Below are 12,983 nucleotides of genomic sequence, written 5' to 3' on the forward strand. Positions count from 1 at the left end.
GGTAGTTGCCGAATTACGGAATGCCCGGTGTCGCGGCCGATCGGCGCACGTCCCGGCGGACCGGCGGGATCATCCTCGCCGTCATCGCCGCGGTCGTGCTCGCCACGGTCGGCTACAACCAGCTCGCCACCGAGGACGGCCTGCGCATCGCGCTGCACACCGAGCACCTCGGTGACGGCATCAGCGCGGGCAGCCAGGTCCGCGTCGACGGCGTCACCGTCGGCGAGGTCGCCGAGGTCGCCCCCGGCGAACGCGGCACCCAGCAGATCTCGCTGCTGCTCGACGCCGACCGGCTGCACGGCCTCGACGACAGCCTCGCCGTCGACTACGCCCCGACCAACCTGTTCGGCATCGCCGAACTGGAACTGCGCCGCGGCACCGGCGGCGCGCCGCTGCGCGAAGGCGCGGTACTCGACCTGACCGGCGACAACGCGGGCCGCGTCTACGACGCGACGATGAGCGCGATCCTGCGCAGCCTGTCCCAGGTCGGCATGACGGTCACCAGCCCGCAGATGGCGACGGTGATCTCCCAGCTGGCCGCCGACTTCAAGGCCTTCACCCCGCTGGTGCAGGCGCTGATCACGGTCGCCAAGACCATCGCCGACAACCAGGACGTCGCCCCGTCGGAGCTGTTCGGCAAGCTCGGCCCCGCCTTCGACGGCGGCGGCCAGTTCGCCGGTGCCACCATGCAGGTGATCGACACTCTCAGCGAGATCAAGGTGACCCAGGTCGACAAGGACCGCTACGACATCGGCGTCGGCGTGGTCGGCGGCAGCATCCTGCCCGCCCTGTCCACCACCCTGACCACCGCGGGCGGCCACTTCGCCGAGACCACCGACATGCTCGCGCCGATGCTCGCCGCGCTGGCCCAGATGTCACCCACCCCCACGCGGACCGGCGCCGACCTGCGCGCCCTGCTGACCAACCTGCTCGCCGCGATGCCCGCCGGCCCCGACGGCCCGGTGCTCAACCTCGACGTCGAGCTCAGCGGGGTCCCGGCGCTGGCGGTGCCGCTGTTCGGAAAGGACGGTGCGCGATGAAGATTCGTGGCGTCGCACTGCGGCTCGGCGTCTTCACGCTGGTGATGGTCGCGGTGCTCGGATTCGTGTTCACGCTGATCAAGCGCCCGGTCGCCGGTGACACCGAGGCCCATGACGCGCTGTTCACCGACGCCAACGGCCTCAAGGTCGGCAACGACGTGCGGATGTTCGGCGTGCAGGTCGGCAAGGTCGAGAAGATCAGCCTCGAAGGCGACAAGGCCAAGGTCCACCTCACGGTCAAGACCGACACCCCGATCTACGACAACAGCACACTGGCCATCCGCTACCAGAACCTCACCGGCCAGCGCTATATCGACCTGCAGCAGGCGCCCAACCCGGGTACCCGCCTGGCCGCCGACGCGCGCATCGGCGCCGACATGACCGTCCCGTCCTTCGACGTGACGAGCCTGTTCAGCGGCTTGAAGCCGGTGCTGGCGACGCTCTCGCCGGAGGCGATCAACCAGTTCACCGCGAGCATGCTCGCCGTCATCGAGGGTGACGGCAGCGGCCTGGGCCCCGCGCTGACCGCGATCGACCAGCTCGCGAGCTACGCCGAGGACCGCCAGCAGGTCATCAGCACCCTGATCACCAACCTGTCCACGCTGGCCGATCGGCACGGCGGCCGGGTGGGTCACCTGCTGCCGCTGCTGGCCCGGCTCACCGACATCTTCGAGGCGATGCAGCGCAATATCGGCGGCGTCGCGCAGTTCGCGATGACCGCGCCCTCGGTGCTCGGACCGATCGACCGGATGCTGGCCGCGCTCGGCCTGACCGAAGACGGCGGCGCCGACGTCGACGCACTGATCCGCGGCCTGTTCCCGGACCCGCAGCAGGCCGTCGCGGTGTTCGGTCAGCTGCCCGGCCTGCTGGCCACCCTCGACGCGTCGCTGGCGCGCGGGTTCACCGGTTTCACCCCGCACTGCAGCAACGGCGCCGCCGAGGTACCCGCGCCGCTGCAGGTGCTGATCGCCGGACAGAAGGTGACGATATGCAACGCCTGAGGAAGCTGTTCTCCGGCGATCGCCCGATCCTGGACGAGGCGGGCAAACGCGCCCGCGAGCTGCGCATGGGCATTATCGGGCTGGGCCTGGTTGTGCTGTTCGTCATCGGCGCCGGCATCGTCTACGTGGTGCCGCTGGGCAAGCACACCTACACCGCCGAACTCAGTGAGGCGCAGTCGGTGCGCGAGGGCGACGACGTGCGCCTGGCCGGTATCTCGGTGGGCAGCGTCACCTCGCTGGAGCTGAAGCCGGACAAGGTCATCATGGAATTCACCGTGAACGACAATGTGTTCGTCGGCGACCAGACCTCCCTCGACGTGCGCATGCTCACCGTGGTCGGCGGCCACTACGTCGCGCTGTATCCGGCAGGCACCGCGCCGCTGGGCGACACCCCGATCCCCGCCGACCGGATCCGCCTGCCCTACAGCCTGATCGAGACCTTCCAGGACGCGACCACCCCGCTGGCCGCCGTCGACGGCGACACCGTGCGCGAGAACCTGGCCGCCGCCAACTCCGCCATCGAAGCTGCCCCGGAGGCACTGCGCGGCACCCTCGACACCGTCGGCACCTATGTCGACATGCTCGCCCGGCAGCGTTCGCAGGTGTCGAAGTCGATCGCGATCCTCGACGAGTACATCTCCATGTACGACGGCGCCAAGTCCGATCTGGGCCGGCTGATGAACAACGTCAACCTGCTCGAGGACCTGCTGCTGAGCAAGAAAGCCGAACTGGCCGAAGCGGTCCGGCTGCTGACCTCAGTGGTCAACCGCCTGGCCGCGCTCGCGCCGTCCTGGGATTCGACCTTGAAGCCGCAGGCGCAGGCCCTGGCCGACGCGCTGCCGCGACTGCGGGAGCTGGGCGGTCAGCTCGAACCGCTGCTGGGCACCGTGTCCGGCCTGCAGACCAAGCTCACCGAGCTGGGTGCGGGCGTGGTCGTCGACCAGTCCGGGACGCAGGTCTGCGTGCCGCTGCCCGGGAAGGACTGCTGATGCTGAAACGACTGCTCGGGTCCCAGGCGTTCATGTCGATCGCCGGTGTCGGGGTGCTGGTCGCGCTGGTGGCCTGCGGCTACTTCGTCGCCTTCGATCCGCTGAAGAAGACCGAATCCTATTGCGCGATCATGCCCGACGCGATCGGTCTCTACCCCGGCAACCACGTCACCATGCGCGGTATCGATGTCGGCGAGGTGACCGCGGTGCGCAACGAGGGTGCCACGGTCCGCGTCGAGTTCGAGGTCGATGCCGACTACCCGGTCTACGCCGACGCGTCCGCGACCACGGTCGCCTACTCGGTGGCCGCCGACCGCAACCTCGCGGTGCTCACCAGCGGCAAGGACACCCGCGAGTTCGGCCCCGGCTGCATCACCAAAACGTTGACGCCCAAGAGCATCACCGAGACCCTCACCGCGCTGGCGAGCCTGTCCGATCAGCTCTCCGGCGGCGAAGCCGGCCAGCCCACCGCGCTCGTCGACGGTCTCGCCTCGCTGGACCGCGCGACCGCGGGCACCGGCGCGACCGTCAACGAACTCGTGCGCAAACTCGGCGCCGCGATGAACCAGCCCGACGCCGATATCGGCCATCTGGCCGGGCTTTTCGACGCCTTCGCCTCGGTGTCCAACCGGGTCGCCGCCAACTGGGGCGATCTGCAGTCGATGCTGGTTCGGCTCGCCCCGCTGCTCAACCAGTCCTCCGACGACCTGCTCGGCCCGGCCACCTCGCTGTTCGACGGCCTGCGCGAGCTGCTGCCGATGCTCAACGACTTCGCCACCATCCTCGGTGACCCGCTGCTCGGCGCGCTCGACGGCGCCGTCCCGCTGGTGAAGTTGTTGCGCGCCAACGCCGGATCCCTCGGCCAGATCGTGCAGCAGACACCGGCGCTGGCCACGGCCTTCCGCGGCGTCGCCGACGGCACCGCGATCAGCTACGCCCCGCCGAAGGTGGCCCTGCCCAGCGGCGAGGCCGACCAGGTGTGCGCCGCGGTGAACGAGCTGATCCCCGGCCGCTGCGCCGATCCGGCGCAGGGCCTGACCGATGTGAACCTCGCGCAGGTCGTCCTGGGAATGGCAGGTGCTCGATGAACCGGCGAAAGACCATGCGGCACAGCATGATCGGGCTGCTGATCGCGGCCGGGCTCGCGGTCGGCGGGTGCGGTTTCGACCCCGCGGAGGTGCCGGTGCCCGGCGCCACCCTCAGCGGCCCGACCTACCGGGTCAACATCGAGTTCAGCAGCGTGCTGAACCTGCCGGCCAAATCGAAGGTGATCGCCAACGGCGCGGCCGTCGGCATCGTCGAGGGCGTCCGGGTGGTCCAGCCCGCCGACGCCCCGGCCGGTCGCGGCGGATACGTCGTCGTCGAGGCCGACATCCTCGACTCGGTGCAGCTGCCCACCTCCACCATCGCCGAACTGCGCCAGGACACCATCCTCGGCGACATCCACCTGTCGCTGACCACCCCGAAGGACGGCTTCGGCGACCTGCTGCGCGACGGCGCCACCATCGGTATCGACCAGACGAAACCGCCGGTGCAGCTGGAGGACACCATGGCCACCATGGCGCTGTTCGTGCAGGGCGGTGCGATCGGTCAGCTCCAGGAGATGATCGGCCGGGTGAACTCGGTGATGCCGCAGGACCCGAAGGAGACCGCGCGCATCTCCGCGGTCATGGGCGCCGATGCCGCCGACCTGGCCGCGAATCTGGACCGGGTCGACCTGCTGGTCGACGGCCTGGCCGCCAACGCTCAGGTGATGACCGAGATCGGGCCCGAGCTGACCGATATCCTCACCCCCGAGGCCGTGGCCGCGCTGACCGGCACCCAGGACTCGATCGCCAAGACCATGAAGATCTTCGACGCGCTCGGCCCGGTCGGCACCTCGCTGAGCTGGCTGGCCCCGGTCGCGCAGTCCGGCGACGCGGCGGTGGCCGCGTTCCTGCCGCTGGCCACCGGCGGCGCACCGGACACCCGCTCGCCCAGCAATGTGGCGCTGCTGACCGCGCTGCTGCAGGACAAGGTCATCCCGTTCGCGCAGCGGCCGCAGGTGAACGTCACCGGCGTGCGGGTGGCCGAGGAGGACCGCGTCGCCCAGATCGTGGCCGCGCTGCGGATGATCGGAATGGTGCGATGAAGATCGGTGCCCTGGCCTCGCTCGGCGGTATCGCCGCCATCACCGTGCTCGGCGCGAGCTATCTGACCTTCGGTGTGGTGCGGGTGGACCCGTTCGCCGACTACACCGCAGCCTCGATCGAACTGGCGAATTCCGGCGGTCTCAGCGTCGGCTCGCCGATCCTGCTGACCGGTATCGAGATCGGCGAGGTCACCGCGGTCGACACCGCCGCGGCCGGGCGGGTGCGGGTCGGCTTCCGCTTCGGCGCAGCCAACAAGGTGCCGATGAGCAGTGTCGTCACCATCGAGCACCTGTCGTCCCTCGGCGAGCCGTATGTGCAGTTCGAGCCGCGTAGCGCCGACGGGCCCTATGTCAGTGACGGGCAGCGCCTGGCGGGGGAGAACGTGCGGACCCCGATGTCGATCCCGGAGGTCGCGCGGCTGGTCACCAAGACCGTCGAACAGCTCGACCCCACCGTGGTCGGCTCGCTGGTGGACACCCTGGGTACGGCGCTGGCCGGCACCGAGAACGTCGTCCCCGAACTGGCCAGGGCCGGTGATCTGCTCGCCGCCGCGATCATGAGCCGCGCACCGGCCATCGCCGAGTTGCAGAACAACTTCGAATACGTCTCCGGCGACATCGCCTGGGCGGGTCCGGCCACCTCGGCGGCCGCACCGGCGTTCCTGCGCCTGGCGCACGTGATCGACCAGTTCGTCGAATCGGTCGGCCGGGTCAGCGCCGCGGGTGGCGATCCGGAGATGTACCTGCGCGACGGCGGTCTCGTGCCGTTGCTGACCGAACTCACCGCGAAGCTCGACGAGCTCGGTCCCGAGTTGTCGGCGCTGCTGCCCGGTCTGCGTCCGCTCACCGAATCGGTGACCGCGACGGCACCGCAGCTGGATCTGAGCGCGCTCGTCGCGCAGGCGCTACACAACACCGACGCCGACTCGGTGAAGGTCCGGGTCGCGATCAAGTAAACATCTGGCAACCACTGGATCAAGGTATTTGCCCTGGCCAGTGGTTTTCGATGTCGGTCGAGCCATCGGCGAGCAACCGTGCGGTAGCCTGCTGGACGAGGGGGATTCCCCTGGTCCGCGGTAGAAGGCGGTGCGATGGCAGGCAGCAGCGAGGCTCCCGAACGGGAATCGGGCAGCAGTACTCGAACGATCGCGATCGCGGCGGTGCTGGCCGCGCTGCTGGCGCTCGTCGTCGCCTTGGGCCTGGTCCTGCGCGCCGATCAGGGCGACGAGAACGAGCCGGTCACCCCGATGCGCGGCAACAGCGGTCTGCCCGTCGACGGTGACGAGGCCGGCGCCGACCACGAGGCCGATACCGTCTTCGCGCCGCCGTGGCCCGCCCGCCGGGTCGGTGGCAACTGCTCGGCCGGTGGTATCACCGCACACTGGCGGGTCGACGGCGACGGCGGCTGGCAGTGCACGGCCACCACGCCCGACAATCCCGTCCCGGTCGGCGCCCCCGCACCGCCTCCGCCCGCCCCCGTCGAGCCCGCGCCGGCGCCTGCTCCCGCACCGGTCCCGGTCGAAGCGCCCCCGCCGCCGCCCGTCTACGAACCGCCGCCCCCGCCGGTCTACGAGCCGCCGGTGTACGAGCCGCCGGTCTACGAGCCCGCGCCGCCGCCGGAACCCGAACCGGTTCCCGCGCCCGCACCGGAGCCGCCGCCACCCCCGCCGCCGCCTGCCATCCAGCTGCCCTTCCCGCTGCCCCCGATCCTGCTTCCGCCCGCGGCGGCCGTCCTGCCGTGATCGGCGGCGGGTCGGCGGTTCAGCCCCGGCCCGGTCGGTGAGACTGGTCAGCTATGGACCAGCTGGTGCTCACTCTGGTGATCCTGCTCGCGGCCGTGCTCGCCGAATCCGTCGGCGACCGGATCGGCGTCGCGCCATCGATCCTGATGACGATCTTCGGCTGCCTGCTCGCGGTGATCCCGGCGGTCCCCAGCCTGGACATCCCACCCGAACTGATCCTGCCGGTGGTCCTGCCCCCGCTGCTCTACGCTGCGGCGCGACGCACCTCCTGGCGGCAGTTCGCGGAGAACTGGCAGGTCATCGCCCTGCGCGCGGTCGGTCTCGTGGTCCTGACCGCGGTCGCTGTCGCCGCGGTGTTCCATGCCTGGAATCCGTCCGTCGCGGTCGCCGCCGGCGTCGTGCTCGGCGCGCTGGTCGCCCCGCCCGACCCGGTCGCGGCCACCTCGATGGCGGGCAGGCTCGGGCTGCCGCGGCGCCTGATCGTCGCCCTCGGCGGCGAGGGGCTGTTCAACGATGTCACCGCGATCGTCATCTACACCGTCGGCATCCAGGCGGTGGTGACCGGACTGTTCTCGCCCTGGCACGCCTTCGGCGAATTCGTGCTGGCCGCGGTGGTCGGCGGTGGCGTCGGTCTGCTGCTCGGCTGGCTGGGCAGCAAACTCACCCGCTACCTCGGCAACGCCACCGGCCAGGTGGCGCTGAGCCTGCTGCTGCCCTTCGCCGCCTACGGCATCGCCGAGCACTGGGAGGGTTCGGCGGTGCTCTCGGTGCTGGTGTGCGCGCTGTATCTCACCGACGCGGTGACCGAGATCGGCGACCGCGACTACCGCCTGGTCGCCGACTCCTTCTGGGACATCACCGAAATGCTCATCACCGGCTTCGCCTTCGCGCTGATCGGGCTGGAACTGCGCGTGGTCATCGACACCACCGGCCGCAACTGGCCGGCGCTGGCCGGTGTCACCGCCGCGGTCATCGCGGTGGTGGTGCTGTTGCGCCTGGCCTGGCTGCTCGGCACCTGGGTGATCAGCATGAAGCTGTGGCGCTACACCGACGAACCGTTCACCTGGCGCGAGGTGATCGTCACCTGGTGGGCGGGCATGCGCGGGGTGGCGACGGTGGCGCTGGCACTGGCCGTCCCGTTCACCGTCGCCTCCGGCGCCGATTTCCCGGCCCGCTCGGAAATCCTGTTCGTCGCCTTCGCCGTCGTTCTGTTCACCCTGCTCGTCCAGGGGCCGACGCTGCCGCTGATCGTCCGGATCACCGGCGTACGCGCCGACACCCGGCAGGAGCGCGCCGTCGAACAGGCCCTGTGGACCCGGGTGATGCGGGCCGAACTCGCCGAGCTCAAACGGATCGCCGCCCGCGACAACCTGCCCGAGGACATCTACGAGGACCTCAAAGACGCCGTGCGGCACCTGTCCGCGAAGGCCGACCCCCAGGCCGCCGACGCCGACGCCAAAGCGACGCTGGACAAAGAACGCGCCCTCGCCACCCAGATGCGCGCGGTGCGGATGGCGGTCGTGGAGGCGGGCCGCCGCGAGGCACAGGCCGCCCGCCGCGAACCGGGCATGCCCCCGGACGTCGTCGACCGCGTCACCCGCCGGCTCGACCTCGGCCCGGCCCGCTGACACGGTTCAGGCGCCGAGCGTGTCGGTGAGCGTGCCGATCCCGTAGGTGATCGCCATGGCCAGCGCCCCACCGACCACCACCCGCAGCACCGCCCGGCTCCGCCTGCTGCCACCCAGCCGCGCGCTCACCGACCCGGTCAGCGCCAGCGCGAGCAGCACCGCGGCGAAGGTCACCGGTACCCGCCACGACGCGGGCGGGATCACGATGGCCAGCAGCGGCAACAGCGCACCGCAGGTGAACGCGACGGCCGAGGATATCGCCGCCGCCCACGGATTGGTCAGCTCGCGCGGGTCAAGGCCCAGCTCGGCCTCGGCGTGCGCGGTGAACGCGTCGTGCGCGGTGAGCTCTTGGGCAACCGTGCGCGCGGTGGCCGGGCTCAGGCCCTTCGCCTCGTAGATGCCGGCCAGCTCGGCCAGTTCGAGTTCCGGGGAGTCGGCCAGTTCCCGGCGTTCCTTCGCCAGCAGCGCCTTCTCCGAATCGCGCTGCGTGCTCACCGAGACGTACTCGCCGGCGGCCATCGAAATCGCGCCGGCGACCAGCCCGGCGATACCCGCGCTGAGGATCGTCTGGGTGTTGTTGGTGGTCGCCGCGACACCCACCACCAGCCCGGCGGTGGAGACGATGCCGTCGTTGGCGCCGAGCACGCCGGCGCGCAGCCAGTTCAGCCGGGCGGCGAAGCTCTCCGCATGCGGTTCGTGCGGATGCGCGGTCGGGGACGGGTCCTGCACCCGGCCAGCCTAATCCGCCCGCCACCCGCCGCCCCGCCTGCCGCGCCGCTCAGTCCGGCTCGCACCGCTGGTTCACGAAAGCCCGGATGTACCCGGCGGATTGACGCGCGTACATCCACGCCCAGTACTTCGGCCCCGACCCGGTCGCGCCGGCGACCAGCGTGAGTTCGCCGTCGAAACACCGGCCGACCAGATACCGGGTCCGCGAGATATCCGCTGTCGCGGTGACCACGATGAGGTGGCGCCACCCGTAGATCGTTGCGCGCCGCACGATTTCGCGCGCCTCACCGTCGGTGCGTTCGGTATCGGGCACGAAACACGCGACCCGGAACCGGAATCGGCCACCGCAGTACCGGTCCATGCGTGGATCGTCGGCGCCGTCGGCCTGCGAGATCAGTACCTCCGGCGCCATGCCCCGCTCGGCCAGCTCGATCCCCACGTCGTAGCTTTCGTCGGCGCCGCCGCCGAGCACCACGATCACATCGGCGGGCCGCACCGGGTCGCGCTGGGGTGCCATGACGACCGGCCGGCCGGCGAGCACGACAGCCAGCGCGGTGACCAGTACGCCGAGGAGCAGCCATCCCGCGCGCCGAAACAGCGACACCGCCCCGACGATAGGCGAAACGGCGCTCTTCTGTCCCCGGACCCGGCCAGGCACACTGGAGCCCATGACCGACTCCGCCGTTGCCCCCGAACACCTCGACGTCGTCATCGTCGGCGCAGGATTGTCCGGCATCGGGGCCGCTTACCGGCTGCAGACCGAACACCCGCACCGCAGCTACGCCGTGCTCGAGGCTCGTGCCGACCTCGGTGGCACCTGGGACCTGTTCCGGTACCCGGGTATCCGCTCCGACTCGGACATGTTCACCCTGGGCTACCCGTTCAAGCCGTGGCGCGCGGCCCGCTCCATCGCCGACGGCGCCTCGATCCTGGACTACATCCGGGAGACGGCCGAGGAGAACGGCATCGACTCCCACATCCGCTACGGCTCGCGGGTGATCGGCGCCGACTGGTCCTCCGCGCACGCGCACTGGCAGCTCACCATCGCCCACGAGGGCCCCGACGGCCCCGAACTGAGCACGCTGACCTGCGGTTTCCTCTACACCTGCGCGGGCTACTACGACTACCAGCAGCCGCACGCCCCCGAGTTCGCCGGCCGCGAGGAGTTCGCCGGCACCGTGGTGCATCCGCAGTTCTGGCCGGCCGAGCTGGATGTGCGCGGCAAACGGATCGTCGTCATCGGCAGCGGCGCCACCGCCGTCACCCTGGTCCCGTCGCTGGCCGCCGAGGCCGAGCACGTCACCATGTTGCAGCGCACCCCCACCTGGATCAGCGCGGTCCCCGGCCGCGACAAGCAGGCCGACAAGATCCGCGAGCTGCTGCCCGCCGACCTCGCGCACCGCCTGATCCGGACCAAGAACATCCTGTTCAACATCGGTTTCTACCAGTACTGCCGTCGCCGCCCGGCGGCCGCGCGCAAGCTGCTCACCGGCCTGACCACCCGCATCCTCAAAGACGACAAGCTCGTCGCCGAGCACTTCACCCCCGACTACGACCCGTGGGACCAGCGCCTGTGCGCCGCGCCCGACGCCGACTTCTTCAAGGCCATGAAGAAGGGCAAGGCCGCGGTGGTCACCGACCGCATCGCGTCCTTCGTCCCCGAGGGCATCCGCCTCGAATCCGGGCAGACCCTGCCCGCCGACATTATCGTCACCGCGACCGGCCTGCGCCTGCTCGCCTTCGGCGGCATCGTCCCCTCGGTCGATGACAAGCCCGTCGAGCTGGCCGAACAGTTCGTCTGGCAGGGCGCGATGCTCACCGGCCTGCCCAATTTCGCCATCTGCGTCGGCTACACCAACGCGTCGTGGACCCTGCGCGCCGATCTCACCTCACGCCTGGTCTGCAAGGTGCTGGCCCACCTCGACCGCACCGGCGTCGCCGCCGTCGTCCCGCAACCCCGCGCTGACCTGGCCGAACGCCCCCTGCTCGACCTCAATGCCGGCTACGTCCTGCGCTCGATCGCGGCCTTCCCGCGGCAGGGCGACAAGCACCCGTGGCGGGTCAGGCAGAACTATCTGCTCGACGCGCTGTTCACCCTGCGCACCGACCTCGGCAAGACATTGCGCCCGGTCCATCGCGTGCGCGAGTTCACCCGCAACGGGTGAGGTGCGCGGTCTGTCGTGTTCCTACCGTTGGGCTGTGCCGTGGTGGCACGTGGTTGACCTGACGGAAGGCCCAGCGATGACAGACCAGAATCAGCATCCGGTTCGCGAGGGGATCGCGGCCGGAACCTCGATCGGCGCCGGCATCCTGCTGGCGGTGGTCGGTGTCCTGCAGATCTTCGAGGGAATCTCCGCGGTGGCCAACGACGATCTCATCGTCGTCGGGCCCGAATACCTCTACCAGTTCGACCTCACCAGCTGGGGTTGGTGGCACATTGTGTTCGGCGCGATCACGGTGCTCATCGCCATCGGCCTGCTGGCCGGTCAGACCTGGGGACGGGTGGCCGCGATGGTGATCGCCGCGCTGTCGATCATCGCGAATTTCCTGTGGCTGCCGTACTACCCCTGGTGGTCGATCCTGATCATCGCCATCAACATCGTGGTGATCTGGGCCGTGGCGACCTGGCGGCCGCACAACGTCTGACCGCGCTTTCGCCGGCGAACGCCGCTCCCGCAGTCCGCGGGGGCGGCGTTTCCTATGGTCCGGCGTGCTCGGCCCGGATATCGCCGAGGTGCTGGGCGAGTTGTTCCCCCAGCGCCGCCAGCTCGAGCTTCTGCGGTTCGTCGAGCCCGTCGAGTACCAGCGCGCGCACCGCGACCAGGTACGCCGGTGTCGCCTCGACGACCTTGGCCAGCCCGCTCTCGGTGAGCACGGCGTCCACCCCGCGCCCCGAGACCGCCGTCGCCCGCCGCGCCCAGCCCACGCGCTCCAGCTTGGAGACCACATGCGAGAGCCGGGAGATGGACGCGTGCCCGCGCTCGGCCAGCGTGCTCAGCCGTATTCGCTGCCCGGGTGCCGCACGCAGCAGCGCCAGCACCCGATACTCGAAATGGGTGACGCCGAACTCGCGTTGCAACCGCGAATCGAGGGCACTCGGTACCCGCATCGCCAGGGTGACCACCGCGCTCCAGGCACGTTGTTCGACGGCATCGAGGTCGTCGTGCACCAGGGTCCCCCTTCCATCTCGACGTTAGCTATGAAATTGCTGAATGTCGGCAGAACTGTATATCGACGGGTGTGCGGTGTCTACGTGTGACGAATCATGTCGCCAGGTGGCCGCAGCTTTATGGCGCGCGGCAGCCCTGCACGAACGATTAGTTGCCGGTGGATCGCCGTCGTCGGCACTGGCGCCTGCCGACCCGGAGGTAGTCGCGATCGATCGCCGCGGAGGTGCTGTGACCTGGGGAAATGCCGGACTGTCCTGCCGATTTGACTTCGTGTTCGGCGGTGCGTAACTTAATTCGAGTCAGAGCGACACGGACACCGACCCGGCCGGGAGGCAGGGAAACGAGGTAGGACGATGAGCGCCTGACTGACCTTGTGTTCAGGGTCATGGTATCGGGACTTGCTTCCGGTGGATGGTCTGAGCTAAAGTGTGAACCCTTGCCCTGCTGAAACCCCTTCCCGATGTTGTGGGTGGATGTTTGTGCGTGTGTTCTTTGAGAACTCAATAGTGTGTCGATGAATGTCAGTGCCAATATTATTATTGGTTCCGCTTCT

General features: G+C 69.8%; 13 protein-coding genes. 10 read left to right on the top strand and 3 right to left on the bottom strand.

Annotation, left to right across the window (positions count from 1 at the left end; translation table 11 throughout):
• Positions 1-5: 5 nt before the first annotated feature.
• The 8 genes from ACFXK0_RS28180 (at position 6) to ACFXK0_RS28215 (ending at position 8,531) form a co-directional block, all read left to right on the top strand.
• Positions 6-1,040: an MlaD family protein gene (locus ACFXK0_RS28180; RefSeq protein WP_379414073.1), complete on the top strand. Its 1,035-nt coding sequence runs from the start codon at positions 6-8 to the stop codon at positions 1,038-1,040.
• Positions 1,037-2,041 (top strand): MlaD family protein, encoded by a 1,005-nt coding sequence (locus ACFXK0_RS28185; RefSeq protein WP_379414074.1) that lies wholly within the window; start codon positions 1,037-1,039, stop codon positions 2,039-2,041. Before ACFXK0_RS28180 ends, ACFXK0_RS28185 begins: the two co-directional genes overlap by 4 nt.
• Entirely contained in the window at positions 2,029-3,030 is a 1,002-nt protein-coding gene (locus ACFXK0_RS28190) for an MlaD family protein (protein WP_379414075.1), read from the top strand. Before ACFXK0_RS28185 ends, ACFXK0_RS28190 begins: the two co-directional genes overlap by 13 nt.
• Positions 3,030-4,118: an MlaD family protein gene (locus tag ACFXK0_RS28195; RefSeq protein WP_379414076.1), complete on the top strand. Its 1,089-nt coding sequence runs from the start codon at positions 3,030-3,032 to the stop codon at positions 4,116-4,118. The genes ACFXK0_RS28190 and ACFXK0_RS28195 overlap by 1 nt, the downstream gene beginning before the upstream one ends.
• Positions 4,115-5,161 (top strand): MlaD family protein, encoded by a 1,047-nt coding sequence (locus ACFXK0_RS28200; RefSeq protein ID WP_379414078.1) that lies wholly within the window; start codon positions 4,115-4,117, stop codon positions 5,159-5,161. Before ACFXK0_RS28195 ends, ACFXK0_RS28200 begins: the two co-directional genes overlap by 4 nt.
• The gene (locus tag ACFXK0_RS28205; protein ID WP_379414079.1) at positions 5,158-6,117 is read left to right on the top strand and encodes an MlaD family protein; all 960 of its coding nucleotides are present in this window, start codon (positions 5,158-5,160) and stop codon (positions 6,115-6,117) included. Before ACFXK0_RS28200 ends, ACFXK0_RS28205 begins: the two co-directional genes overlap by 4 nt.
• 135 nt (positions 6,118-6,252) lie before the next feature.
• Positions 6,253-6,903, top strand: coding sequence for a hypothetical protein (locus tag ACFXK0_RS28210; RefSeq protein ID WP_379414081.1), 651 nt, complete (start codon positions 6,253-6,255; stop codon positions 6,901-6,903).
• A gap of 53 nt (positions 6,904-6,956) precedes the next feature.
• Entirely contained in the window at positions 6,957-8,531 is a 1,575-nt protein-coding gene (locus tag ACFXK0_RS28215) for a Na+/H+ antiporter (protein ID WP_379414083.1), read from the top strand.
• 6 nt (positions 8,532-8,537) lie between these two features.
• On the opposite strand, the gene ACFXK0_RS28220 is transcribed toward ACFXK0_RS28215, so the two are convergent.
• On the bottom strand, positions 8,538-9,260 hold the full coding sequence (locus ACFXK0_RS28220; protein ID WP_379414084.1) for a VIT family protein: 723 nt from the start codon (positions 9,258-9,260) through the stop codon (positions 8,538-8,540).
• Between the two features lie 49 nt (positions 9,261-9,309).
• The gene (locus ACFXK0_RS28225) at positions 9,310-9,864 is read right to left on the bottom strand and encodes a YdcF family protein (protein WP_379414085.1); all 555 of its coding nucleotides are present in this window, start codon (positions 9,862-9,864) and stop codon (positions 9,310-9,312) included.
• Between the two features lie 64 nt (positions 9,865-9,928).
• Here ACFXK0_RS28225 and ACFXK0_RS28230 point away from each other — a divergent pair, with 64 nt between their 5' ends.
• Both ACFXK0_RS28230 and ACFXK0_RS28235 read left to right on the top strand, forming a co-directional pair.
• Positions 9,929-11,425 (top strand): flavin-containing monooxygenase, encoded by a 1,497-nt coding sequence (locus ACFXK0_RS28230; protein WP_379414087.1) that lies wholly within the window; start codon positions 9,929-9,931, stop codon positions 11,423-11,425.
• A gap of 76 nt (positions 11,426-11,501) precedes the next feature.
• Complete coding sequence (locus ACFXK0_RS28235; RefSeq protein ID WP_379414088.1) at positions 11,502-11,906, top strand: hypothetical protein; 405 nt, start codon at positions 11,502-11,504, stop codon at positions 11,904-11,906.
• 52 nt (positions 11,907-11,958) lie between these two features.
• On the opposite strand, the gene ACFXK0_RS28240 is transcribed toward ACFXK0_RS28235, so the two are convergent.
• Positions 11,959-12,369, bottom strand: coding sequence for a MarR family winged helix-turn-helix transcriptional regulator (locus tag ACFXK0_RS28240; RefSeq protein WP_379414096.1), 411 nt, complete (start codon positions 12,367-12,369; stop codon positions 11,959-11,961).
• Between the last annotated feature and the right edge of the window lie 614 nt (positions 12,370-12,983).

Origin of the sequence: Nocardia sp. NPDC059177, from assembly GCF_042755165.1 — a bacterium.
Taxonomy (GTDB): Bacteria; Actinomycetota; Actinomycetes; order Mycobacteriales; family Mycobacteriaceae; genus Nocardia.

Bases quoted from the DNA above. Each gene is read 5' to 3' on its own strand.
- ACFXK0_RS28190 (WP_379414075.1), top strand. From the start codon at position 2,029: ATGCAACGCCTGAGGAAGCTGTTCTCCGGCGATCGCCCGATCCTGGAC.
- ACFXK0_RS28230 (WP_379414087.1), top strand. From the start codon at position 9,929: ATGACCGACTCCGCCGTTGCCCCCGAACACCTCGACGTCGTCATCGTC.
- ACFXK0_RS28200 (WP_379414078.1), top strand. From the start codon at position 4,115: ATGAACCGGCGAAAGACCATGCGGCACAGCATGATCGGGCTGCTGATC.
- ACFXK0_RS28205 (WP_379414079.1), top strand. From the start codon at position 5,158: ATGAAGATCGGTGCCCTGGCCTCGCTCGGCGGTATCGCCGCCATCACC.
- ACFXK0_RS28210 (WP_379414081.1), top strand. From the start codon at position 6,253: ATGGCAGGCAGCAGCGAGGCTCCCGAACGGGAATCGGGCAGCAGTACT.
- ACFXK0_RS28195 (WP_379414076.1), top strand. From the start codon at position 3,030: ATGCTGAAACGACTGCTCGGGTCCCAGGCGTTCATGTCGATCGCCGGT.
- ACFXK0_RS28235 (WP_379414088.1), top strand. From the start codon at position 11,502: ATGACAGACCAGAATCAGCATCCGGTTCGCGAGGGGATCGCGGCCGGA.
- ACFXK0_RS28185 (WP_379414074.1), top strand. From the start codon at position 1,037: ATGAAGATTCGTGGCGTCGCACTGCGGCTCGGCGTCTTCACGCTGGTG.
- ACFXK0_RS28240 (WP_379414096.1), bottom strand. From the start codon at position 12,369: ATGCGGGTACCGAGTGCCCTCGATTCGCGGTTGCAACGCGAGTTCGGC.
- ACFXK0_RS28215 (WP_379414083.1), top strand. From the start codon at position 6,957: ATGGACCAGCTGGTGCTCACTCTGGTGATCCTGCTCGCGGCCGTGCTC.